Source organism: Mesorhizobium quangtriensis, assembly GCF_040081925.1.
Taxonomy (GTDB): domain Bacteria; phylum Pseudomonadota; class Alphaproteobacteria; order Rhizobiales; family Rhizobiaceae; genus Mesorhizobium_K; species Mesorhizobium_K quangtriensis.
The window spans coordinates 411247-435682 of record NZ_JBEBMF010000001.1 but is presented as its reverse complement, the minus strand read 5'-3'; the positions used below and the strand labels follow the sequence as shown (position 1 = coordinate 435682).

At 64.5% G+C, this 24436-nt stretch carries 20 protein-coding genes; 13 read left to right on the top strand and 7 right to left on the bottom strand.

Translation table 11 applies throughout. From position 1 onward, the window contains the following. Positions 1 to 27: 27 nt before the first annotated feature. From ABMA32_RS02190 to ABMA32_RS02180, 3 genes are read left to right on the top strand one after another with little or no spacing between them, the layout of a single operon-like run. A complete protein-coding gene (locus ABMA32_RS02190) occupies positions 28 to 1119 on the top strand; it encodes a quaternary amine ABC transporter ATP-binding protein (protein WP_349012090.1) in 1092 nt (363 codons plus the stop codon). Further along, a complete protein-coding gene (locus ABMA32_RS02185; protein WP_349012089.1) occupies positions 1116 to 3098 on the top strand; it encodes an ABC transporter permease in 1983 nt (660 codons plus the stop codon). Before ABMA32_RS02190 ends, ABMA32_RS02185 begins: the two co-directional genes overlap by 4 nt. Before the next feature lie 34 nt (positions 3099 to 3132). Next, positions 3133 to 3501 (top strand): YybH family protein, encoded by a 369-nt coding sequence (locus tag ABMA32_RS02180; RefSeq protein WP_349012088.1) that lies wholly within the window; start codon positions 3133 to 3135, stop codon positions 3499 to 3501. A gap of 932 nt (positions 3502 to 4433) precedes the next feature. Here ABMA32_RS02180 and iolB read toward each other — a convergent pair. From iolB to ABMA32_RS02155, 5 genes are read right to left on the bottom strand one after another with little or no spacing between them, the layout of a single operon-like run. Next, the gene (gene iolB, locus ABMA32_RS02175; RefSeq protein ID WP_349012087.1) at positions 4434 to 5246 is read right to left on the bottom strand and encodes a 5-deoxy-glucuronate isomerase; all 813 of its coding nucleotides are present in this window, start codon (positions 5244 to 5246) and stop codon (positions 4434 to 4436) included. A 3-nt stretch (positions 5247 to 5249) separates the two neighbouring features. Next, positions 5250 to 5504, bottom strand: a complete 255-nt coding sequence (locus tag ABMA32_RS02170) for a DUF3329 domain-containing protein (protein ID WP_349012086.1) — start codon at positions 5502 to 5504, stop codon at positions 5250 to 5252. Between the two features lie 23 nt (positions 5505 to 5527). Beyond that, positions 5528 to 6448, bottom strand: a complete 921-nt coding sequence (gene iolE / locus ABMA32_RS02165; protein WP_349012085.1) for a myo-inosose-2 dehydratase — start codon at positions 6446 to 6448, stop codon at positions 5528 to 5530. A 31-nt stretch (positions 6449 to 6479) separates the two neighbouring features. Further along, positions 6480 to 8327: a 3D-(3,5/4)-trihydroxycyclohexane-1,2-dione acylhydrolase (decyclizing) gene (gene iolD / locus ABMA32_RS02160; protein WP_349012084.1), complete on the bottom strand. Its 1848-nt coding sequence runs from the start codon at positions 8325 to 8327 to the stop codon at positions 6480 to 6482. A gap of 18 nt (positions 8328 to 8345) precedes the next feature. Beyond that, positions 8346 to 10274 (bottom strand): bifunctional 5-dehydro-2-deoxygluconokinase/5-dehydro-2-deoxyphosphogluconate aldolase, encoded by a 1929-nt coding sequence (locus ABMA32_RS02155; protein WP_349012083.1) that lies wholly within the window; start codon positions 10272 to 10274, stop codon positions 8346 to 8348. Between the two features lie 130 nt (positions 10275 to 10404). Between ABMA32_RS02155 and iolG the strand changes: the two genes are divergently transcribed. Then, positions 10405 to 11394, top strand: coding sequence for an inositol 2-dehydrogenase (iolG, locus tag ABMA32_RS02150; RefSeq protein ID WP_349012082.1), 990 nt, complete (start codon positions 10405 to 10407; stop codon positions 11392 to 11394). Positions 11395 to 11405: 11 nt separating this feature from the next. Then, complete coding sequence (locus tag ABMA32_RS02145; protein WP_349012081.1) at positions 11406 to 12230, top strand: SDR family oxidoreductase; 825 nt, start codon at positions 11406 to 11408, stop codon at positions 12228 to 12230. Between the two features lie 2 nt (positions 12231 to 12232). Here ABMA32_RS02145 and ABMA32_RS02140 read toward each other — a convergent pair whose 3' ends face one another. After that, positions 12233 to 13075 carry a MurR/RpiR family transcriptional regulator gene (locus ABMA32_RS02140; protein ID WP_349012080.1) on the bottom strand — a complete coding sequence of 281 codons (843 nt, stop codon included), beginning with the start codon at positions 13073 to 13075 and terminating at the stop codon, positions 12233 to 12235. 205 nt (positions 13076 to 13280) lie between these two features. Here ABMA32_RS02140 and ABMA32_RS02135 point away from each other — a divergent pair, with 205 nt between their 5' ends. The 7 genes from ABMA32_RS02135 (at position 13281) to ABMA32_RS02105 (ending at position 22004) form a co-directional block, all read left to right on the top strand. Next, a complete protein-coding gene (locus tag ABMA32_RS02135) occupies positions 13281 to 14213 on the top strand; it encodes a sugar ABC transporter substrate-binding protein (RefSeq protein ID WP_349012079.1) in 933 nt (310 codons plus the stop codon). Between the two features lie 99 nt (positions 14214 to 14312). Beyond that, positions 14313 to 15443 (top strand): ABC transporter permease, encoded by a 1131-nt coding sequence (locus tag ABMA32_RS02130; protein WP_349012078.1) that lies wholly within the window; start codon positions 14313 to 14315, stop codon positions 15441 to 15443. After that, positions 15443 to 16234: an ATP-binding cassette domain-containing protein gene (locus ABMA32_RS02125; RefSeq protein WP_349012077.1), complete on the top strand. Its 792-nt coding sequence runs from the start codon at positions 15443 to 15445 to the stop codon at positions 16232 to 16234. Before ABMA32_RS02130 ends, ABMA32_RS02125 begins: the two co-directional genes overlap by 1 nt. A gap of 141 nt (positions 16235 to 16375) precedes the next feature. Continuing rightward, complete coding sequence (locus ABMA32_RS02120) at positions 16376 to 17488, top strand: Gfo/Idh/MocA family protein (RefSeq protein ID WP_349012076.1); 1113 nt, start codon at positions 16376 to 16378, stop codon at positions 17486 to 17488. Between the two features lie 41 nt (positions 17489 to 17529). After that, positions 17530 to 19995: an ATP-dependent helicase HrpB gene (hrpB, locus tag ABMA32_RS02115; RefSeq protein WP_349012075.1), complete on the top strand. Its 2466-nt coding sequence runs from the start codon at positions 17530 to 17532 to the stop codon at positions 19993 to 19995. Between the two features lie 33 nt (positions 19996 to 20028). Next, entirely contained in the window at positions 20029 to 21351 is a 1323-nt protein-coding gene (locus ABMA32_RS02110) for an ActS/PrrB/RegB family redox-sensitive histidine kinase (RefSeq protein ID WP_349012074.1), read from the top strand. A 92-nt stretch (positions 21352 to 21443) separates the two neighbouring features. Continuing rightward, positions 21444 to 22004 (top strand): ActR/PrrA/RegA family redox response regulator transcription factor, encoded by a 561-nt coding sequence (locus ABMA32_RS02105; protein ID WP_349012073.1) that lies wholly within the window; start codon positions 21444 to 21446, stop codon positions 22002 to 22004. A gap of 23 nt (positions 22005 to 22027) precedes the next feature. On the opposite strand, the gene ABMA32_RS02100 is transcribed toward ABMA32_RS02105, so the two are convergent. Beyond that, positions 22028 to 23113 carry a trypsin-like serine peptidase gene (locus ABMA32_RS02100; protein ID WP_349012072.1) on the bottom strand — a complete coding sequence of 362 codons (1086 nt, stop codon included), beginning with the start codon at positions 23111 to 23113 and terminating at the stop codon, positions 22028 to 22030. A gap of 276 nt (positions 23114 to 23389) precedes the next feature. Here ABMA32_RS02100 and ABMA32_RS02095 point away from each other — a divergent pair, with 276 nt between their 5' ends. After that, positions 23390 to 24391 (top strand): S1 family serine peptidase, encoded by a 1002-nt coding sequence (locus ABMA32_RS02095; RefSeq protein WP_349013305.1) that lies wholly within the window; start codon positions 23390 to 23392, stop codon positions 24389 to 24391. Positions 24392 to 24436: the final 45 nt, after the last annotated feature.

The following is a 24436-nucleotide window of genomic DNA, read 5'->3' as shown; positions in this document are numbered from 1 at the left end:
TTCTTCCGGTTTTCTAGAAGGCAAAGCATGAAAGTCGCCTCCCAGGATGGTCCGGCCGAAAAGGCCGTGGACCCTCGCCCGATCAAGCTTGCCTGCCGCAATGTCTGGAAGCTCTACGGCAACGGCGCGTCCGAATTCATCCAGAGGCGCAGCGGCAAGGCGACGACCGCCGAGATCGTGGAAGCGGGGCTGGTGGGTGCTGCGCGCGCCGTCGATCTTGAAATCCGCCGCGGCGAGATCTTCATCATCATGGGCCTCTCCGGCTCCGGCAAGTCGACGCTGGTGCGCTGCATGTCGCGTCTCGTCGAGCCGACCTATGGCCGCGTCGAGTTCGAGGACAAGGACCTCCTGTCCATCTCCGACCGCGAACTCATCGAGCTTCGCCGCCATCGCATGGGCATGGTGTTCCAGAATTTTGCCCTCCTGCCCCATCTCAACGTTCTCGAGAACATCGCGTTTCCGCTCTCCGTACAGGGCGTAGACCGGCGCGAGCGCGAGGCGCGGGCGCGCGAGGTCATCGAGCTCGTCGGCCTGCGCGGGCGCGAGCACTTCTATCCGCGCGAACTCTCCGGCGGCCAGCAGCAGCGCGTCGGCATCGCGCGCAGCCTGTCGACCAAGCCGGAAGTCTGGTTCCTCGACGAACCCTTCTCGGCGCTCGATCCGCTGATCCGGCGCGAGATGCAGGACGAGCTGATGCGCCTGCAGGCCGTTCTGAAGAAGACGATCGTCTTCATCACGCATGATTTCGACGAGGCGATCCGTCTTGCCGATCGCATCGCCATCATGAAGGACGGCGAGGTCATCCAGGTCGGTACGCCGGAGCAGCTGGTGCTGAACCCCGCCACCGACTATGTCGCAGAATTCACCCGCGACGTGCAGCGCGCCAAGGTCATTTCCGCCCGCAGCATCATGCGCCCGCTCGGCAAGGCACAGCATGCCGGCACCATCTCCGCTGATGCCCGCGTCGCCAGTTTCTCCGCCGACCTCGTCGCTGCGAAGAAGCCGTTCACGGTCCTCGACGGCGGCGAAAAGCCAGTCGGCGAAGTGACTCCTGAAGCGGTCATCAACCTGCTCGCCGGAATCGATCGCCGAGTCGACAGCCAGGGAACAGGTGCGTGACGGCGACCACTGAAGGCGTCGTCGCCGCACCCCGCCCGGCCTATAGCTGGCTGCTCATTTGGGCCGTGGCGCTGGCGGCCGTTCTCGGTCTTTTCCTCATGCAGGACCGTCTTCTGTGGGCGGTGGAATATCCCGCCCACCTAGTGATCCCGTTCGCCGACTGGATCGGCGCGACCATGACCTGGCTGAAGGTCAATCTGAGCTGGCTGACGCGCTCGATCGCTGCGGTGCTCGGCATACCCCTCAACTTCGCCCTCAACCTCCTCGCCAAGGGCTTCAAGATCGGCACCGGTCCGGAAGCCTTCATGCTGCCGCGCCTGTCCTGGGTCGGTGTCTGCGCGGCCGCCTTCCTCGCCGGGCGCGCCTTCGGCGGCACGCGGCTCGGTCTCCTGTGCGGCGGCCTCTTCCTCTACATCGCGCTGTTCGGCAAATGGACGAGCGCCATGCTGACGCTCGGCCTGATCGCCATCGCGGTACCTTTCTGCATTCTCACCGGCCTGCTCGTCGGCATATGGGCGTGGCGGCGGCCGGGCGTCGAGAAATATGTCGTGCTGCCGACGCTCGACCTCATGCAGACCATCCCGACCTTCGCCTACCTCATTCCGATGCTGCTGCTCTTCGGCAACAGCCCGGTCTCAGCGATGATCGCCACCGCCATCTTCGCGACGCCGCCGATGGTGCGCGCCACCATGCTCGGCCTGTCGCGCGTGCCGCCAGAGATTTCCGAATTCGGCGACATGGTCGGCTGCACTGTCAGGCAGAAGCTCTGGCGCATCCTGCTGCCATCGTCGCGACCGACGCTGATGGTCGGCGTCAACCAGGTCATCATGCTGGCGCTCAACATGGTCATCATCGCCTCGATGATCGGTGCCGGCGGTCTCGGCTACGACGTGCTGCTGGCGCTGAGAGCCCTCAAGGTCGGCGAGGCGATGGAGGCCGGGCTGGCCATCGTTGCGCTCGCCATCGTGCTTGACCGGCTGAGTCAGGCCGCAGCCCGCCGCCAGTCGGAGTATCACGGCGAACTCACCGGTGGGCAGGCGTTCTGGGTACGCTATCCCAATCTGACGCTCGCCATCGTCCTTCTGGTGGCCACCACGCTGCTCAGCCTCGTGATTCCTTTCTTCGCCGACGTGCCGAAGGCGATCACCTTCACAACCGCGCCGACATGGCGCGCCGCGATCAACTGGGTGACCGTCAACTTCTTCGACGTCATCGAGGCGTTCCGCGTCTTCCTCATCCTGTATGTCCTGAACCCTGTTCGCGCCTTCTTCGAGGGCTTCCCATGGCTCGGCGCGGTCCTGCTGATCGGGCTGGCGGGCCTGCAGCTCGGCGGGCTCCGCCTGGCGGCGCTGGTCGCAGCTCTCACAGCCTTCTGCGCCGTGACGGGGCTCTGGGAAAAGACGATGGCGACCGTCTATCTCACTGGCATTTCCGTCGTCATCGCCTGCCTGATCGGCATACCGATCGGCTTGGCCGCGTCGCGCAGCGACCGTTTCGAGAAGATCGTCACCCCGGTCATCGACACGCTGCAGGTGCTGCCGTCCTTCTGCTTCATCATCCCCGTGGTAATGCTCTTCCGCGTCGGCGACGTGACCGCCATGATCGCCACCGTCGCCTTTGCCGTCGTGCCCGCGATCCGCTACACCAATCACGGACTCCGGCAGGTGCAGCCATCGCTGATCGAGGCCGCTGTGGTGTCTGGCTGCACGAAGCGCCAGACGTTCTGGCGCGTGCAGTTGCCGATGGCGCTGCCCGAGATCATGCTTGGCATCAACCAGACGATCCTGATGGCGCTAGCCATGATCATCATCTGCGCCATGGTCGGAACGCGCGATCTCGGCCAGGAGGTATTCATCGCTCTGTCGAAGGCGGATGCGGGACGCGGCATCGTCGCGGGCCTCGCCATCGCCTTCATCGGCATCATCGCCGACCGCCTGTTCGGCGCCTGGACCGCGCGAGCTAGGGCGCGTTTGGGGTAGTTGCCCGCGCGTAAAAACTTCAGGGAGGAACGAAATGACTGCCACACCGACCGTCGAGGCGCTGCTTGCCGAATGGATGGCCGCTTTCAACGCGCATGACCTCGACCGCCATATGAACGTCTATGACGAGAACGCCATGCTGTTCGGCGGCAACGACCAACTCCATCTCGGACGCCAAAACATCCGCACCTATTTTGGCGGCCGCCCTGCCGGCATGCGCGTCAAATCCTACCCGATGCCAGAAGTGCGCAAGGTCGCGCCCGATGTCGTCGTCACTGGCGGCCACGTCGATTTCGTCGACGGCGACACGCCAAGCCCCTATCGCATGACATGGGTTCTCGTCCGCAAAGCAGGCAACTGGCGCATCGCCCAGCACCACGGCTCACCGCGCTTCGGGAAATAAGTTACACAGGCTTTGCTTTCGCAAACCGTCGAAAGCTTCCACCGCCATCGCGGCCGTCTGATCCTCACTCCAGTGGTGGAGATATCAGGTGGATAGGGGGGTGCCGTCCCACGATGCCGTCATCCCGGGACGCGCAGCGGACCCGTGATCCAGAGCGTCATGCTGTCTCCAATGTGCACAGTCACAGAAGCGTGTTCTCACAAGCGTCCGCGCTCTGGGTTCCGGGTTCCGCTGCGCGGCCCCGGAATGACGGAGGGGATGAGCCGCGGCGCCTCCTTGCGCATCATCGGCAAGGCGAACCTTCCACCGAGCGTGGATACATTTTCGCAACTGGAAACACAGGCGACTGAAATCACTCGCTTTTCGATTTTTCCTTCGCAACTGGATTCACGCACCTTTCGCCTCCCGCATACTCCACCCCATCGCCCTCACGGGAACCTGGTGCGCACCGGGTATCAGGGAGGGCGGCGGTGTCCGGGTCGGCCGCGCCGGGGTATGATCGCGAAAGAGCGGGAAGCCGCTTCTTTCCGATCTTGCTCCATCGGTAGCGCGGTTTGGGGAGTCGATCCCCAAGACCCGGGCCCGGCGATGTGTCTGGCCGGCGGCGAGCTTTTAGCCCCGACCGTCCCACCATCGTCGCGGTGAAAACACCGGCGGGGCGCGGAAGTCGCGCCACGTACTAATAATTGAGAGGCTCGGCCCCGTGCCCCGCTTCCCGACTTTTCCCTCCGTGGCAGGGAGCGCTCTTTGAAACAGCCAGACTGCGAAAGCAGGGCGTGGCAACGAAGAAGTGCGGCTCTTACCCTCCCCTTGGAGGGGGAGGGTCGGCGCGCAGCGCCGGAGTGGGGTGCTGAAGCGCCAACCTCCGCGATTGGCCTATCCTTAACCCCACGAATGTGGGGGAAGAGGTGGCCCGGACGCCTGCCCTCGCCTCAGGCCTTCATCAGCCACTCATGCTCGGGCGCGTTGTGGAACTTCCATGTCCGCTTCGGGCCGGCCATGACGTTCAGGTAGTAGAGGTCGTAGCCGTGGCAGGCGGCGCAGGGGTGGTATCCTTTCGGCACCAGCGTCACGTCGCCGTCCTCGACCGCCATAACCTCGTCCAGCTCGCGTTTACCCGCCGCGTCTGCGTCCGTGTAGACGCGCTGGAAGGCAAAACCCTGCGGCGGATTCAGCCGGTGATAGTAGGTCTCCTCGAGATAGGATTCGGCCGGCAGCGCATCGCGGTCGTGCTTGTGGGGCGGATAGCTCGACGTGTGGCCGCCCGGCGTGATGACCTCAACAACCAACAGTGAGTCAGCAGGTTTGCCCTCCGGCAGGATGTTGGTGACGTAGCGCGTGTTGGTGCCCTTGCCGCGCACCTCCTGCCCGAGATCGTCAGGCCCAATCAGCCGGACTGGCAGGCCCCCGCCGAGGCCGGGCGCGGAGCAGACCGCCAGTTCGAGATCGGTATCGGCGGTGACCGACCAGTCCGAACCCTCCGGCATATAGACCGACCACGGCTTGCCCTCGAAGGGATTCATGCGTTCGCCGATCAGGCCGAAGTCGTGGCCGCCGGCCGTTACCTTCGCCTTGCCGGTGATGATGACAAGGCAGACCTCACGGCTGCCGGTGTTTTCCGCAACACTATCGCCGGGCTGCAGCCGATGCAGGTCGAAGCCGACATAGGTCCAGCCGGCGTTTTCAGGCGTCACATGCGCAACGCGACCGGTACCGGCTTTGCTCTTCACCTGCAGCTTCGACATCGTCTATTCCTTGTTTGCGGGCGGGCTATCGGCCGTGGCGTCGATGGCCGCAGGGGCGTCCGTCGCCTGAGGCTGCTCGACAGGCTCCTTGTAGAGATAGAGGAACTGCCAGACGGCATAGGCCGTGAAGGCAGCAGCAATCCAACCCCACATGGACGAGCCATTCCAGAATTCAAAGACCGACCAGCCGGCGCAGACCGCGATGATGGCGATGCGGCGCCAGAGCGGCCGGAAAAACGGGTGCTCGTGATCTTTCAAGAGTATTTCCTCGGTTGGTCGGTTCAGCTGGCCGGGAAGCCTTTCGTCTCGACCGTATAACCCGCCGCCGTCATGACGCGCATCAATTCCTTGTGGCCAACCTGTGCCATCTTCAACGGCGGGTTCTTTTTCGGATCCTGCTCGGCCTCGACCACGAACCAGCCTTCATAGCCATAGTCGGCGAATTTCTTCACGATCGCGCCAAAATCGAGCGAACCGTCACCGGGAACGGTGAAGGCACCTAGCGCCACCGCATCAAGGAAGGACTGCGTCTTCCAGTCGAGCGCTTTGATAACGTCCATGCGCACGTCCTTCACATGGACATGGCTGATGCGCTTGTGATGCCGGTCGATCGCGGCCAGCACGTCGCCGCCGGCAAACGCAAGGTGGCCCGCGTCGAGCAGCAGCGGAATGCCCTCGCCGGAATGGTTCATGAAGGCGTCGAGCTCGTGCTCGAACTGCACGACCGCCGCCATGTGGTGGTGATAGGAAAGCGGCATGCCCTGGTCGGCGCACCACTCGCCGAATTCGGTGAGCTGCTTCGCGTAGGCCTTCATCTCGTCATCGCTGAGCACGGTCTTGCCCGCGAGTGGCTTGGTACGGTCGCCCTGGATCGAGCGGCCGACCTCGCCATAGACGATGCAGGGTGCGTCGACCGCCTTGAACAGCTCGATCATCGGCAGGATACGATCCTTGTTGGCGGCGAGATCGCTATCGGCCGCCAGCGTGCCTGAGAACCAGCCGCCGCAGAGCGTCACGTCGGCGGCTTTCAGGATCGGCAGCATAATCTTCGGATCGTTGGGAAACCGTCGGCCCATCTCCATGCCGGTGAAGCCTGCCGAGCGCGACTGGCGCAGGCACTCCTCCAGCGAGACGTCATCGGACAGTTCGACCAGATCGTCGTTCCACCATGCAATGGGGGACATGCCAAGCTTGGCTTTCAAGGAAGTACTCCGTTTGGGTGGCCACGCAGTCTCAGTTCACGAGATGCTGCATCTTTCGCTTTTTCTCATAGTCCTTGCGCGCCTTGTTGACGCTCGGGCGCGTCGAGACTTCCGGCACGGCGACATCCCACCAGTGGCCGCCGGCCTCAGTGGAAACGAGCGGATCGGTGTCCATGACGATGACGCTGGTGCGATCGTCCTTCTCGGCGTCCTTCAAGGCGCGCTCGAGCTCGGCAATCGACTCGACCTTGCGCCCGATCGCGCCCATGGACGCGGCATGCGCGGCGAAGTCGATCTCGGAGGGGCGCTCGTGCAGCGTGTCGTGGAAGAGGTTGTTGAAGTTCGCGCCACCAGTCGCCATCTGCAGCCGGTTGATGCAGCCGAAGCCCCGGTTGTCGAGGACCACGATGGTCAGCTTCTTGCCGAGCATGACCGACGTCGCGATCTCGGAGTTGGCCATCATGTAGGAGCCGTCGCCGAGCATGACGATGACGTCCTGCTCGGGCCGCGCGATCTTGACGCCGAGCCCGCCGGCGATCTCGTAGCCCATGGTCGAATAGCCGTAATCGAGGTGGTAGCTGCCGGGCGCGCCGGCCGGCCACAGCTTGTGCAGTTCGCCCGGCAGGCCGCCGGACGCGCAGACCAGCGTCGCATTGGAACTGCGCGAGCGATGCACGGCGCCGATCGCCTGTGCGTCCGACGGCAATGCGTTGGTGGGGTCGGTGACGGCCTTCGCGGCTTTCAGCCACGCGGCCTTGGCGTCCTTCGCTGTCTTGACCCACGAGGCCGGCGATTTCCAGCTGGTTAGCCGGCTTTCCAATGCTTCCAGCCCAGCCTTCGCGTCGGCGACCAGCGGCAGGCCGCTGTGCTTGCCCGCGTCGAAGGGCTGGGCGTTCAGGCCAATGATCTTCGCGCCGTCGGCCTTGAAAAGCGCCCACGATCCCGTCGTGAAGTCCTGCAGGCGTGACCCGACGGCGAGCACCACATCAGCCTGTTCTGCGAGCAGGTTGGATGCCGACGAGCCGGTGACGCCGACCGAGCCCATGTTCAGCGGGTGGACATGCGGCAGGCTGGACTTGCCGGCCTGCGTCTCCATGACCGGGATGCCGTGCTTTTCGGCGAAGGCCTTCAGCGTCTCGGTGGCTTCGGAGTAGAGGACGCCGCCGCCAGCGATGATGACGGGCTTCTTGGCTGCCTTCAGTGCCGCGACTGCTGCGTCGAGCTCGCGTGCGTCGGGCTGTGGGCGGCGGGGAATCCACACGCGCTCGGCAAAGAAGCTTTCGGGATAGTCGAAGGCTTCCGCCTGGACGTCCTGACAGAGCGACAGGGTGACCGGGCCGCAGTCGGCGGGGTCGGTCAGGACGGCCATGGCGCGCTGCAGCGCCGGGATTATCTGCTCGGGCCGCGTGATGCGGTCGAAATAGCGCGAGACGGGACGGAACACGTCATTGGCGCTGACCGTGCCGTCGCCAAAACTTTCGACCTGCTGCAGCACCGGATCCGGAGCGCGGTTGGCGAAGACATCACCGGGCAGCAGCAGCAGTGGCAGGCGGTTGACATGCGCGAGTGCTGCGGCCGTGACCATATTGGTCGCGCCGGGGCCGATGGAGGAGGTCGCAGCCATGAAGCGGCGGCGGAAATTGGCCTTGCCGAAGGCGATGGCCGCATGCGCCATCGATTGCTCGTTGTGGGCGCGGTAGGTCGGCAATTCGTCGCGCACCTGATAGAGCGCCTCGCCGACGCCGGCCACGTTGCCGTGGCCGAAGATCGCCCAGACGCCGCCGAAGATAGGCAGCTTCTTGCCATCGATTACGGTCATCTGCCGCGTCATGAAGCGGGTCAGCGCCTGCGCCATGGTCAGGCGAATGGTCTTGGTCATGATAGTCCTCCCGCTTCCTTATGCAGCCTTGCGGCCGCGCGCGGCAAGCCAGGCATCGGTCAGGCTTTCGAAACGATGCGCCATGTCTGATATCGCTGCCTCGTCGTCAATCTTGCCGGATAGCCATTTCTCGGCGGCGTCGGCAAACAGCGTGCGGCCGACCGCGAAGCCCTTGACGACAGGCGCGTTGGCCGTCGCCCGGAAGGCGGCTTCGAGCTCGGCCTGCGGCGCGTCGAGGCCGAGAAGCACCACGCCACGGCACCATGGGTCGTTCTTTTCGATCACCGCCTCGATGTTGGCCCAGGCCGCGCTGGACGCCTGCGGCTCCAGCTTCCACCAGTCCGGCTTGATGCCCAGCGCGAAGATTTCTTCCAGCGCGCGCGGAATCGTGTCGTCCTCCAGCCGGCCATGCTTGCCGGCGATGATCTCGACCAGAAGCTCACGCCCGACCCGTCGCGAAGCGTCGAACAGCGCGCGCAGCTTCTCCTGCTGCTCCGCCTTCAGATGCTCGGGATCGTCGGGATGGTAGAAGCACAGGCACTTGATGCAGTGATCGACCGGCCAGTCGATCAGCTGCGAGCCGATATCCTGGCTGAACTCGAAGCGCAGCGGCCGCGAGCCCGGCAGTTCGACCGGCCGTCCAAGCCATGAGAAGCCGTGCTTGGCGAATTCGAACATGGCGCTGCGGCCATGCTTCTCGTCAAGCAGCATGCCGTAGCCCTCGCGGCCCTTCGCCACCCGGGCCGCGGCCTTCACGGCCAGCACCTTGAAGTCGCCGATCCGGCTCCCGTCCGCATTCACCTTGCGGGCAATTTCCTCCAGCTGCATGCGGTGGTCGCAGGCAAAGGCCATGAGCGAGGGGATGTCGCCGCGTCGCGTCGTCGCCCAGTGGATGTGGTTGATCGCCTCGTCCTTGCGCAGGGCAAGATGCTTGCTGCCGTTCTTGAGAAAGAACTGCATCTCCTCGAAGGTCGGATATTCCGGCGCGCAGAGCAGGCGCGAGACGGCGAAGGCGCCGCAGGCATTGGCCCAGGTGGCGGCTGTCTCGAAGCTTTCGCCGCCGAGCCAACCGCGCAGCAGGCCGGACATGAAGGCGTCGCCCGCGCCGAGCACGTTGTAGATTTCAATTGGAAAACCCTTGCCGACGATACCGTCCTCCAGATCGTCGGAGATCGGCCCGTCATAGACGATGCAGCCCTTGGCGCCGCGCTTCAGAACGATGGCGGCGTTCGAAACCGCGCGGATCGCCTTCAGCGAACCCAGCACGTCGTCCGCGCCGGACGCGATCATGATCTCCTCCTCGGTGCCGACGATGAGGTCGCAGTCCGGCAGGATCTGCCGCATCTTGGCCGACACGACATCCGATTTCACGTAGCGCTCGAAACCCTCGGCATGGCCGGCCAGTCCCCAGAGGTTGGGACGGTAGTCGATGTCGAACGCGACCTTGCGGCCGTGGGCCTTCGCGATGCGGATCGCCTTGAGCTGCGCGGCTTCGGTGTTGGGGCGGGAGAAATGCGTGCCGGTAACGATGATGGAGCGGGAGGAGGCGATGAAGGCCTCGTCCACGTCGGCCTCCGAGAGCGCCATGTCGGCGCAATCTGTGCGCACGAAGATCATTGGCGACACGCCTTCGTCCTCCACCGACAGCAGGACCAGCGCGGTCAGGCGTTCCTTGTCCGTGGTGACGCCCTCGACATTCACGCCCTCGCGCGCGAGCTGCTCGCGGATGAAGCAGCCCATCTGCTCGTCGCCGACGCGGGTCAAAAGCGCCGAGCGCAGGCCGAGCCGCGCCGTGCCGACCGAGATGTTGGTAGGGCAGCCTCCGACGGCCTTGGTGAAGGAGGCGATGTCCTCCAGCCGCGAGCCGATCTGCTGGCCATAAAGGTCGACCGACGCGCGCCCGATGGCGATGACGTCGAGCTGACCGGGTTCACCTGCCCTTACCACGATTTACTCCCTGCCTGATGTCTGCTTGTTGTGTTACGAGATTGTCGGGAATGAAACACAAATTCCATTTGACAGTCAACGTGGAATATTTATTCTATTTCGGAAAATCCGACATATCGGGAGGAAGAGCATGATTTCGATCGGGCTGCTGGGCGCGGGCCGCATAGGACAGATTCATGGCCGCAACATCGCCGGCTCGCCGCGCGCGCGGCTTGCGGCGATCGCCGACCCGTTGCCCGAGGGCGCCAAGGTGCTGTCGGCTGCGACTGGCGCTCCGGTCAAAACGCCGGATGAAATCATCGCCGACAAGAGCATCGACGCGATCCTGATCGGCACGCCGACCGACACGCATGCGGATTTCATCGACCGCGCGGCGAAAGCCGGCAAGGCCGTGTTCTGCGAGAAGCCGGTCGACCTCAGCTCGGCGCGGATCATGAAGACGCTGGAGCGGGTTGAGAAGGCGGGCGTGCCGCTGATGATCGGCTTCAACCGCCGTTTCGACCCGAATTTCGCGGCGCTGCAGAAACGCCTCGCGGACGGCGTCGCGGGCGAGGTCGAACTCGTCACCATCCTCTCGCGCGATCCCGGCCCGCCGCCGGTCTCCTATATCGAACGCTCCGGCGGCCTCTTCCGGGACATGATGATCCACGACTTCGACATGGCGCGCTTCCTGCTTGGCGAAGATGCCGTCGAGGTGTTCGCGGTGGGGTCGGCTCTGGTCGACAAGGCGATCGGCAAGGCCGGCGACGTCGATACGGCTGCGGTCGTGCTGAAGACGGCCAGCGGCAAGATCTGCCAGATTTCGAACTCGCGCCGGGCCACTTACGGCTACGACCAGCGCGTCGAGGTTCACGGCTCCAAAGGCCTGCTGTCTGCCGGAAACATACACGAGACCACCGTGCAGTTCGCCGGGGCGAAGGGCATCAGCGCCGATCCCGTGCAGAACTTCTTCCTCGAACGCTATGCCGGAGCCTACAAGGCTGAGATCGAGGCGTTCATTGACGCGATCGTGAAGGGAAAGAAGCCGAAGCCTGATGGCGAGGACGGCCTGAAAGCGCAACTGATGGCCGATGCGGCGACAAAGTCTCGCGAGACGGGCAAGCCCGTGAAGATCGGCTGAGGGATAGTCATATGACCGACTCGTTCAAGCACTCGTCCCTCAAGGGCAAGGTCGCCATCGTCACCGGCTCGACGCAGGGGCTGGGCGAAGGCACGGCGCATCTGTTTGCGGATCGCGGGATCTCGGGCCTCGTCATCACCGGGCGCAACGCAGCGCGCGGCGCGAAGGTTAAGGCCGACCTCGAAGCCAGGGGCGTGAAGACGATCTTCGTACAGGCCGACCTGGCTTCGATGGACGACACGCGCAGGATTACGGCGGAGGCCGACAAGGCCTTCGGCCGGGTCGACATCCTCGTGAACTCGGCAGGGATCACCGACCGCGGCACCATCTGGGACACCAGCCCGGAACTGTTCGACACCATGTTCGCCGTCAATGTCCGCGCGCCTTTCTTCCTGATGCAGGACGCGCTGAAGGTGATGAAGCGCGAGAAGATCCAGGGCTCCATCGTCAACATCATCTCGATGTCGGGGCATGGTGGCCAGAGCTTCATCACGGCCTATTGTTCGTCCAAGGGCGGGCTGATCGCACTGACACGCAACGTCGCTGCGGCCGTGATGAACTATCGTATCCGCGTCAACGGCCTGACCATCGGCCACATGAACACGCCGGGCGAAGACCGCATCATGAAGACCTATCATGGCGCGCAGGACGGCTGGCTGGCGCAGTCGGAAAGGACGAAGCCCTTCGGCCGGTTGCTGGAGGTCGACGAGGTGTCGCGCGCGATCGCCTATCTGGCGAGCGACGAGAGCGGCATGATGACCGGCTCGATCATCGACTTCGACCAGCAGGTGCGCGGCGCGGGCGACGCGCCGATGCCGTCGCCGCCTGTGGAGTGAGGTTACTTCTCGCCGCGCCTCGCAGCGACCGCAACCGATAGCGTCATGGCGACTGCCATAGTCGTCGCCATCGAACGGAAGCCTTCGAAATCGGCTTCCCCGACTTCGATCAGGACGTCGGCGGGCGCAGCGATGGGCGAGAAGACCGAGTCCGTTATCGCCACGATCTTCGCGCCCCGCGCCCGCGCGTTTCCCGTCAGCGTCACGGTCTCGCTGGCATAGGGCGTGAAGCTGATCGCAAGCGCCGCGTCCCGCGCCGATACGAAGCCGGCCTGCTCCGCCCCCATGCCGGCCACCGCGTCGATGAGGATGTTGCGCACGCCGAGCTTCCCCATGGCGTAGCTCATGTAGGAGGTGATGGGGAAGGATCGGCGCAGGCCGATCAGGTAGATCGTCTCGGCGCGGGCGAGCAAATCGACGGCCCGGTCAAGAGCGGCGCGGTCGGCGCCCGTCCGGAACGCCGCGACGGACTGCTCCGTCGCCTCGAGAAAGCCATCGAGAACAAGGCTGGAACGGCTCGCCGAAATGCCCCTCTGACGCATACGTGCGATGCGTTCGTCGTAGCTCGGGACGCGTTCGCGCAGCCGTGCCCGAAACACATCCTGCAGATCGGAAAAGCCCTGGAAGCCGAAATTCTGGGCGAAGCGCACGAGCGTGGAGGGCTGTACCTCGGCCGACTGGGCGACGCTCGCAGCCGTTCCAAAGGCGATCTCGTCCGGGTTGTCCAGTGCGTATATTGCGACCTGGGCGAGACGCTTGGGCAACGACGGACGCCGTTCCACGATCAGGGCGCGAAGAGCCTCGAAATCTTTTGGCGCATTCGCCGTCTCAGCGTCGGTCATCATGCTTCACCTCCCGGCCATGCCCTTGACCATGGCGGGACGTGAACCGCAACGGCAAAAACATCGCTTGACGGATCATGCCAGCAATGGAATAAATGTTCCAGCAGAAAAAACAAATGGCATGTTTGTTCCGTTTTCTGTGAACGCGGTCCGATGGCGGAGGAGCTGCGGATCGCCTCTTGGGTTCTACCAATCGGGAGGTAATTTCATGAAATCCGTTGTAAAATCGCTTCTTGCCGCGACGGCGCTTGCCGCGTCGCTGTTTGCCGCCAATGCACAGGACACGCAGATCATCGTCGTCAGCCACGGCCAGGCTTCCGATCCGTTCTGGTCGGTCGTCAAGAACGGCGTCGCGCAGGCGGCGACCGACATGGGCGTCAATGTCGACTACCGCGCACCAGAGACCTTCGACATGGTCGCGATGGCGCAGCTAATCGATGCTGCCGTCAACCAGAATCCCGCAGGATTGATCGTCTCCATTCCAGACGCCGATGCGCTCGGCCCGTCCATCCAGAAAGCAGTTGCGGCCGGCATTCCGGTCATCTCCATGAATTCCGGCTCGGATGTATCCAAAGGCCTTGGCGCGCTGCTGCATGTTGGACAGGACGAATTCGACGCAGGTAAGGCCGCCGGCGAGAAGCTCAAGGAACTCGGCGGCAAGAAAGCCATCTGCATCAACCAGGAAGTCGGCAACGTCGCCCTCGACCTGCGCTGCAAGGGCTTCGCCGAAGGTTTTGGCGACTCGACCGTGCTTCCGGCCAGCATGGATCCGGCCGAGGTGACTGCCAAGGTGAAGGCGGCGCTCTCCTCTGACGCCGCCATCGACACCATCCTCAGCCTTGGCGCATCAACGGCGGGCGAGCCAGCGCTGGTGGCGATTGCCGAATCCGGGGCAGAAGGCAAGGTAAAGATCGGCACGTTCGACATGTCGGCCGGCTTCCTGCAGGCCATCGTCGACGGCAAGGCAACCTTCGCGATTGACCAGCAGCAGTACCTGCAGGGCTACCTGCCGGTGACGTTCCTGGCGCTCAACGCCAAGTACGGCCTGATGCCGGGCGGCAACGTTCCCTCCGGCCCGAACCTGATCACCAAGGAAAAGGCCGCGCAGGTCATCGACCTGTCGACAAAGGGCATCCGCTAAGCGGTTTGCGCCGAACCTGGGAAGGCCACCTGCGTGGCCTTCCCTTAGTCCCAAAACAAAGAAAATCGGCCCCAAAGGGCATCGGAACGGGAGGAAGCCATGTCCCAGCAGGAAGCGGCCAACCTTGCGTCCGCCAAGGACGAGCGGCTGAAAGAAGCCCCCCTTGTCTTGCGCCTGATGCGCAGGCCCGAACTCGGCGCGGTGATGGGACTGATGATCGTCACCGTCTTCTTCATCGTTGTGGCGAACGCGACGATGTTCGAGTTCTCGGGCATCATGAATTTCCTCGCGCCGGCCGCCCAGCTCGGCATCCTGGCCATAGGCGCGTCGTTGCTGATGGTCGGCGGCGAGTTCGACCTTTCGGTCGGCTCCATGGTCGCCTTCACCGGCCTGATCTTCGCCGCCTGCGTCGTCACCATCGGTCTGCCGCTGCCCGTGGCGATCCTGCTGACGCTCGCCTTTGCGGCGGCGATGGGCCTGATGAACGGCCAGATCGTCATCCACACCGGGCTGCCCTCCTTCATCGTCACGCTGGCGTTCCTGTTCATCCTGCGCGGGTTGTCGCTGGTGGGATTGAAGTGGGCGACGGGCGGCTCGACGCAGCTTCGCGGCGTTCGGGAGGCCGCAACACAGACGCCGCTCGATTCCTTCTTCTACGAGATATTCGCCGGCGACGTGTTCGAGGGCCTGTTCTCCTGGCTCGCCGCCAACGACCTGATCGCGAAATTCCCGAACGGCCAGCCCAAGGTGACCGGCATCCCGGTCGAAATCGTCTGGTTTGCGCTCATTGCCGTGCTTGCCGCATGGGTGCTGACGCGCACGCGCTACGGCAACTGGATCTTCGCCGCCGGCGGCGACGCGAACGCGGCGCGCAATTCGGGCGTGCCGGTGCGGCGGGTGAAGACATCGCTGTTCATGATCACCGCCTGCTGCGCTGCACTGGTCGCCATCCTGACCGTGCTCGACTCCGGTTCGACGGATGCGCGGCGCGGCTTCCAGAAGGAATTCGAGGCCATCATCGCGGCCGTCATCGGCGGCTGCCTGCTGACCGGCGGCTACGGCTCCGCGATCGGTGCGGCGATCGGCGCGATCATCTTCGGCATGGTGCTGATCGGCCTCACCTACACCACCATCGACCAGGACTGGTATCTCGTCTTCCTCGGCGCAATGCTGCTGATGGCGGTGTTCTTCAACAACATCATCCGCAAGCGCGTGACGGGAGAACGCTGATGGCTGCCTCGTCCCACATCCCCCTCGTTGAAATGCGCGATATCGAGAAGCATTTCGGCTCGGTCATCGCGCTATCCGGCGTTTCCGTGACGGTGAACGCCGGCGAAGTTCACTGCCTGCTCGGCGACAATGGCGCGGGCAAGTCGACCTTCATCAAGACCATGGCCGGCGTGTTCAGGCCGACCAGCGGCCAGATGCTGATCGACGGAAAGCCGGTGACATTCTCCGGCCCGCGCGACGCGCTCGACGCCGGCATCGCCACCGTCTATCAGGATCTGGCGATGATCCCGCTGATGAGCGTGACGCGCAACTTTTTCATGGGCCGTGAGCCCGTGAAGGGCATCTGGCCCTTCCGCCATGTCGATTTCGATTTCTGCGACCGCGTCACCCGCGAGGAGATGAAGCGCATCGGCATCGACGTGCGCGATCCCGGACAGGCCGTCGGCACGCTTTCCGGCGGCGAGCGCCAGTGCGTCGCGATCAGCCGCGCCGTCTATTTCGGCGCCAAGGTGCTGATCCTCGACGAGCCGACCTCGGCGCTCGGCGTGCGCCAGACCTCGATGGTGCTGAAATACATCGACATGGTGCGCAAGAGGGGGCTGGGCGTCGTCTTCATCACCCACAATGTCCGCCACGCCATGGCGGTCGGCAACCGCTTCACCGTTCTGAACCGCGGCAAAACGCTTGGCACCGCAAGGCGCGGCGAGATCACGGCGGAAGAACTGCAGAACCTGATGGCCGGCGGCAGGGAACTGGCTGAGTTGTCGGACGAGCTTGGCGGGACGGTTTAGCGAGTAGGGAATAGTCAATAGGGAGTAGGGAGTAGGGAATCGCGAACTGGCTTCCCTGCTTCTCGACCATCCGGTACTCCACTTTCCCGTCCCTAATCGCTACTCACTATTCCCTACTCACTTCTTCTCGCGGAGACTCCCTTGAAACAGATCAATGTCGGCCTGATCGGCACCGGCTTCATGGGCAAGGCGCATGCGCTGGCCTGGAACTCCGTCCGCCCAGTCTTCGGCGACATGCCGCCGGTTCGGCTGCTGCATCTGGGCGAGGCCAGTCAGGAGCTGGCGCACCGCAAGGCTGCCGAATTTGGCTTCGAGAAGGCGTCGGGAGACTGGCGGCATGTCGTCGCCGACCCGGAGGTGGATGTCGTCTCGATCACCACGCCCAACAAGTTCCATCTGGAGATGGCGAACGCCGCACTGGCCGCAGGCAAACATGTCTGGTGCGAAAAGCCGATGGCCCCAAAGCTCGCCGAGGCAGAGGAGATGCTGGCCGCTGCCCGCGCCTCCGGCAAGACGGCCGTTCTCGGCTACAACTACATCCAGAACCCGGCGATCCGGCATATCCGCAAGCTGTTGGACGAGGACACGATCGGTGCGGTCAATCACGTGCGCATCGAGATGGACGAGGATTTCCTTGCCGATCCGGAAGCGCCGTTCCAACAGCGTCATGAGGCGATCAACGGCTGGGGCGCGCTGGACGATTTCGGCGTCCACCCGCTGTCGCTGATGCTGACGCTGTTTGGCCGCGTCACACGCGTGATGTGCGACATGGCCAAACCCTATCCAACGCGCAAGACGCCGGAGGGCGACCGCGAGGTCGAGGTCTATGACATCGCGACGATCCTGCTCAGGCTGGAGAACGGTGCGTCCGGCTATATCGCGGTGAGCCGCACCGCATGGGGCCGCAAGGGCCGCATCGCCATCCAGATTTTCGGCGCCAAGGGCTCCATTCTCTACGACCAGGAGCGGATGAACGAGGTGCAGCTCTACGTCACCGCCGACCGGCCGACCGAGCAGGGCTTTCGCACCATCCTCAGCGCGCCACACCACGCGCCGTACGACAAGTTCATCCCCGCCGCCGGGCACAATCTTGGCTTCAACGACCTTAAGATCATCGAATGCCGACAACTGATCGCGCGCATGATGGGACAGCCCAGCGTGTCGGTCAGCTTCGAGGAGGGCATTCTCATAGAGCGCACGATTGCCGCCATGGGCAGGTCGTTCCAGCAGTCGCAGTGGGTGGACGTCGGCTGAATCCGCGTTGAGCGTCATGGCGCGGCCTGCTAAGGCGCGCCATGCCTGATCTGCCGACACTACCAGTCACAGAAGTGCTGCCGCAGCTTGCGGCGGCGCTCGCGTCGGGCAATTCCGCTGTGCTGGTGGCGCCCCCCGGCGCCGGCAAGACCACGCTGGTGCCGCTGGCGTTGCTGGAGGCAATTTGGGCCGGCAGCGGCAAGATCGTGTTGCTGGAGCCGCGCCGGTTGGCGGCCCGTGCCGCGGCGCGACGCATGGCATCCCTCCTCGGCGAGGAGCCGGGCGCAACGGTCGGCTACGCCATGCGCATGGAAAGCCGCATGTCGGCCAAAACGCGCATACAGGTGGTCACCGAGGGTGTGCTGGCGCGCATGATCCTCGACGATCCGGAACTCCCTGGGGTCGCAGCCGTGCTGTTCGACGAATTTCATGAGCGTTCGCTCGACGGCGACTTTGGCCTCGCGCTGGCGCTCGACGTGCAGGGCGCGCTGCGGCCAGATTTGCGGATCATAGTCATGTCGGCGACGCTCGACGGCGGGCGGGTTGCCAAGCTGCTTGAGGGCGCACCGGTCATCCAGAGCCAAGGTCGCAGCTTTCCGGTCGACATACGCTACGACGAACGCCCGGCCGGCGTACCCGTCGAAGACGCGATGGCCAAGGCCATTCGAGAAGCGGTTGCGGCTGAAGCCGGCAGCGTGCTGGCCTTCCTGCCCGGGCAACGCGAAATCGAACGTATGGCCGAGCGGCTGGTGGGGCGCTTGCCGGATCATGTCGACGTCGTTCCCCTTTATGGCCAGCTCGACGGCAAGGCGCAGGACGCCGCCATCCGGCCGGCTGCGGTGGGCCGTCGCAAGGTGGTTCTCGCCACCTCCATCGCCGAGACGTCGATCACCATCGATGGGGTGCGGGTCGTCATCGATTCCGGCCTGTCGCGCCTGCCGCGCTATGAACCATCGACCGGTCTGACGCGGCTGGAAACAGTTCGCGTTTCGCGAGCATCTGCCGACCAGCGCGCCGGCCGCGCCGGGCGCACGGAACCCGGTATCGCGCTCAGGCTCTGGCGCGCCGAGCAGACTGCAGCGCTTCCCGCCTTCACGCCGCCTGAAATTCTTCAGGCGGATCTTTCCGGCCTCGTGCTCGATTGTGCGGCGTTCGGCGTGGCTGATCCGACGACATTGCGTTTCCTCGATCCGCCCCCGGCGTCCGCACTCAATGAAGCGAAGGCGCTGCTTTCGCGGCTTGGCGCGATCGATGAAAACGGACAGCTCACCGACGCGGGCAAGGCGATGCGCGGCCTCGCGCTACCAGCGCGACTAGCGCATATGGTGGCGGAAGCAGCGAGGCAGGGCCAGGCGCAAACGGCAGCCGAGCTTGCGGTGCTGATTACGGAACGCGGGCTAGGCGGAGACAGCGTCGATTTGGAGCGACGGCTGACGCGCTTCCGCAGCGAACGCGGTCCACGCGCCAGCTCGGCCAAGGGATTGGCCGAGAGGCTGGCGCGACAGGCAAGCGCAGGGCAATCTCGGCGTGGCGACCATGCCCCCGGCGTCGGCGCGCTGCTTCTTCATGCATGGCCGGATCGCGTGGCGAAGGCGCGAGGCGAGCGGGGGCGCTTCCTTTTCGCCAACGGCAGCGGTGCACAGCTCGATGCGGCCGACCCGCTGGCGGGCGAAGCGTTCCTCGTGGTGGCCGACCTGCAGGGCAAGGCACAGGCGGCGCGGATCGCATCGGCTGCGGCTGTCTCGGAAGAGGATGTGGGGGAAATCCTCGGCGACAGCATCGAGGCCCGAACCGAAACTGCGTTTGATCCGGCGCGCCGGGCCGTGCGTGTACGTGAAATCGCGCGGCTGGGCGCGATAGTGCTTTCCGAGCGCATGCTGCCCGCTCCTTCAGGTTCCGATGCCGATCGGGCGATTCTGGATGCAATCCGCCAGCATGGGCTAGCATTGCTTCCGTGGAACAAGGACGCCGAGACGCTGCGCAAGCGCCTGTCGTGGCTGCATCGTGGATTGGGCGAACCGTGGCCTGATATGTCCGACGCAGCGCTGACAGCGACGCTGGACGACTGGCTGCTGCCGTTCCTGAGTGGCGAGGCATCTCTCGCCCGCATCGACCCCGCTATCCTGCGCGCCGGCCTGATGTCGCTGGTCCCGCACGATCTGCAACGCAGGATCGAAGCGCTCGCGCCGACACATTTCGATGCGCCGTCCGGCAGCCATGTGCCGATTTCCTACGATGGCGAATGGCCGGTGCTGTCAATTCGTGTGCAGGAGCTCTTTGGCCTGGATACGCATCCGGCCATCGCAAATGGTAAGGTATTACTTACGCTTGAGTTGCTCTCGCCTGCGCATCGACCGATCCAGACGACACGCGACCTGCCCGGTTTCTGGCGCGGCTCATGGGCCGATGTCCGGGCCGACATGCGCGGGCGCTATCCGAAGCATGTCTGGCCGGAAGATCCACGAACCGCGCAGGCCACCGCCCGCGCCAAGCCACGCGGGACATGAAGCAATTCCAGATCAAACCGCTATAGTGGAACGATGACAGCGCTTATTGCATCCGATCCCGGCATCAGCCAGCGGCTTCGCCTCAACACGCTGATACGTCTGCGCTGGCTGGCGGTGGTCGGCCAGAGCATCACCGTGATCTTCGTCGCCTGGGGACTGGGGTTCCCGTTCCCGGTGATGTCATGCTTCGCGCTGATCTTCAGTTCGGCCGCGCTCAACATGTACCTGGCGCTGGACTATCCGGAATCGCACCGGCTGCCGCCGATCGCGGCCTTCGCCATCCTGACCTTCGACGCGCTGCAGCTTTCCGGCCTGCTCTACATGACAGGTGGCCTGACCAATCCCTTCGCGCTGCTTTTGACCGTCCCGGTCGTCATTTCGGCAACCTCGCTGCCTCTCGGCATGACGGCGATGCTGGGCGGCGTGGTGATGGCGATGTCGACACTGCTCGCCTTCTTTCATTTGCCGCTGCCTTGGTACGACGGCGCGGAACTGGCGATGCCGTTCGTCTTCACGGCCGGCGTATGGGTGGCGCTGGTGTCCTCCATCACCTTCACCGCGATCTACGCGTTCCGCGTCGCCGAGGAAGCGCGACTGCTCGCCAATGCCCTGTCGGCGACCGAACTCGTGCTGCAACGCGAGCAGCATCTGTCGGCGCTCGACGGGCTGGCGGCGGCGGCGGCGCACGAACTCGGCACGCCACTTGCGACGATCGCGCTGGTGGCGCGCGAGATGGAACGCTCGCTCGGTGCCGACCAGGCGCACGCGGAGGACGTGAAGCTGCTTCGCTCTCAGACCGAACGCTGCCGCGAAATCCTCAAGCAGTTGACCAGCCTGTCGACCGAGAGCGAGGCGCATCTGGCGCGGTTGCCGCTGACCTCGCTCGTCGAAGAGATCACGGCGCCGCATCGCGATTTCGGCATATCGATCAAGCTCGATCCGGGCGAGAGGCAGGGGCCGGAGCCGGTCGGTCGGCGCAACCCCGGCGTGATCTACGGCCTCGGCAACCTCGTCGAGAACGCGGTGGACTTCGCCAAGGAGCGGGTCGTCATCCGCTGGCGCTGGAACGACAACGAGGTCGCCTTCGCCATTGTGGACGATGGTCCCGGCTTCCCACCCGACATCGTCGGCCGCATTGGCGAACCGTATATGTCGACGCGGCAAGGCGTGGAGCGCGGCGGAGGTCTCGGCCTCGGGTTGTTCATCGCCAAGACCCTGCTGGAGCGCTCGGGCGCCGCGCTGGTGTTCAGCAATTCGAGCAAGCCGGGCGAGGGAGCCATCGTCGAGATTTCATGGCACCGCGCGGCTTTCCTCGCCTCGGCGCAGGAGCCGGAACGCATGTTCGACACGGCCTGAGGCCGGAAAGCCGGACCAAATCGCGGCGAAAATTGGACAAGCCGGCCCGCTGGACTTATTTGAGAGCGAAAGAAGAAAGACGGGATAAAATTATGAACGCCGAATCCACCGACGCGGGCCAGATCGAAGGCGACGCGTCGCTTCTGCTGGTGGACGACGACAAGCCCTTCGTCACCCGCCTGGCGCGCGCCATGGAAGGTCGGGGCTTCGTGGTCGACACCGCCGAAAGCGTCGAGGAGGCTGTCGCCAAGGCCCGGGCAAACCCGCCGGCCTATGCGGTGGTGGACATGCGGCTCGGCGACGGTAACGGGCTTGACGTGGTGGCCGCGATTCGCGAGGGGCGCGACGATGCCCGCACAGTGATCCTGACCGGCTATGGCAACATCGCGACAGCGGTGACGGCGGTGAAGCTCGGCGCGGTCGATTATCTGTCGAAGCCGGCCGACGCCGACGACATCTATGCCGCGCTGACGCGCACCACGGGTGAGCGCGCCGCGCCGCCGGAAAATCCGATGTCGGCCGATCGTGTTCGCTGGGAGCATATCCAGCGGGTCTACGAAATGTGCGAAAGAAACGTCTCGGAGACGGCGCGGCGGCTGAATATGCATCGCCGCACGTTGCAGCGCATACTGGCAAAACGCGCCCCGCGCTGAGGCGAGGCGCGTCCGGGCCCGGATTACTTCCAGAGGCCATTGACCCAGGCAACGTACGCCGGGTTGAGGCGCACGGCAGTATTGAACTGCTGGCTTTCGGCGACGTTGACCCCGACGACGACGCGTTGCTTCAGCCCTTCGTCATAGGCATAGACCGCGCTGCCGCTGGAGCCCGGATAGGTGTCGCAGTCATAGGCGAAGTTCTCGATGCCGACATTTTCCGCCACCACGTCGCAGGTCGCGCGCCACATCAGCGCCGGCGGCGTCTTGTCGCCGGGATAGCCGACGATGTTGGCGGTGAAATCGCCGAGCTCGTCATAATTGGCGTAGCCCAGCCAGCCGAGATTGTCGCCGACAGGATCCTTTAGCGTGATGATGCCGAGATCCCACGGCACGACCGAGCCGTAGAAACCCTGATAGTTGGTGACGAAGCCTTCGAGGATCGACATCGACTCCGCCGGGAAGGCGCCATAGGGTGCGTCCTCGAAGCCGTTCAGCCCGGGAGCAAAAACGACGTCGGTCAGCCACTCCTGGTCATCGACGCTGTAGACGCAGTGCGCCGCCGTCAGAACCGTGCGCGGACCGATCAGCGTGCCGGAGCAGCTACCCGTGCCGCTCTTCGATTGCGCCTGGATATAGCCGAACACCCGGAACGGATAGACCTTGGTGTTCTGGATCTGGACGCGGTCGTCCGGCCCGAAGATCTGCCGCCCGGCCTCGCCCTCGTTCTCGAACGCCGGATCGCCTGACTTGTCGAGATTGCGCGTGCCCTTTTCGGCCTCGCGCTTGATCTCCTCGATCACGAGGTTCTTCAGCTCGTCGCTCGGCGCGGCGCGCGTCACATTGCCGTCGGCCGAACGGGTCAGGACGCCGAACGATTCGACCGCCTTGTTCTCGTCCAGCGGCGCGGCGCGCGAGGCCTCGCCGTCCTCGATCTTCGGTGGCGACATCGGCTTGGCCGCGCCAAGCTCGATTTCGACGCCCGGCGCCGCGCGCGGCTGCTCGCCATTGCCGGGGCTGGCTTGGCCCATCTGGGCCATGGCGGGAACCGCCCACATGGCGGTCGACGCCAGCGCAAGCATGGCGATGTTCTTAGCAAGTTTGGTCACTGTGAGACTCTCCCAAAAGTCAGCAAGGGCCGCATCACTTAACGTAAACTTTGTCGAGATCGTGATGAAGGAAGAGCGATTCGTCTCCGCCGCCGAAACCCCGCCGTCCTGCCTCGACAATGCCGCATGGTGCCCAAATTAATCCAAGATTGGAAATGACAAATCGCTGTCTCTTGGCCCGTGAGGGGCTATGATGAACAGGCGTGGGGCCGGGCAAAGGGGTTTGGATTTCGGCCTTCGCGCGAACGAAAGTCTCAGGAGGTCATTTTGATCGGCATGAAGAATCTGGCGCCGCTCGCGGCGATAGCCCTGCTGTACAGTGCCGCGCCCGGAACGGTGTCGGCGCAGGAGGCGCGGCCCGAACTGTCGCCAATGAGCCGCGTGACGGCTGCCCGGGCCGAACAGGCGAAAGTGAAAGGAGACTCGGGCGACCGCGTCTTCGGCGGCAACGAGGCCGATCCCGGCGAATGGCCGTTCCAGGTGGCGCTGCTGTCCAGCCAGATGCTGGATGACAGCCCGATCTCGCAGGCAAACGCGCAGTTCTGCGGCGGCAGCCTGATCGCGCCGCAATGGGTGCTGACCGCCGCGCATTGCGTGACCGATGGCGGCATGACGATTCCCGCGGACTCGGTGACGATCCTGACCGAGGCGACGGCCCTCACCGAGGGCAAGCGCTACGCCGTCGCGGAAGTCGTGCGACATGACGGCTACAGCGAGATGACGCTCGATAACGACATCGCGCTGATCAAGCTCGCGGAGCCCGCCACCGCGCCGACCGTGAAGCTGATCGAGGCTCGCGGCGAGGATGCGGGCAAGGTGCGTGTCACCGGCTGGGGCCGCATGGACAATGGCAGCTTCCCGGTCAACCTGATGGAGGCCGAACTCGAACTGCAGCCGAACGCGGCCTGCAACGCGGGCATCCGCGCGATCTATGCGCGCGATCTCGAGATGATCCTGCGCAACTTCGCCCCGCGCATGCACTATTCCGAAACGGGCATCACGACCGCGACCAAGTCGATGGTCGAGACGATGGCAGACAAGCTGACCGACAACATGATCTGCGCCGGCACCACAAGCGGTGTGCGGGATGCCTGCAACGGCGACAGCGGCGGGCCGTTGTTCGTGGAAGGCCCCGACGGCGTCGTCCAGGTCGGCGTCGTCAGCTGGGGTGAAGGTCCGATGGATGCGTCAGCGGCCTGCGGCCACGCCAACGCCTATGGCGTCTACACGCGCATCTCCAACTACAAGGACTGGATCGCCGAAAAGACGGCGCAGTAAACGATAAAATCAGTCAGCGAAGATCACGACGGCCTGACATCGTTC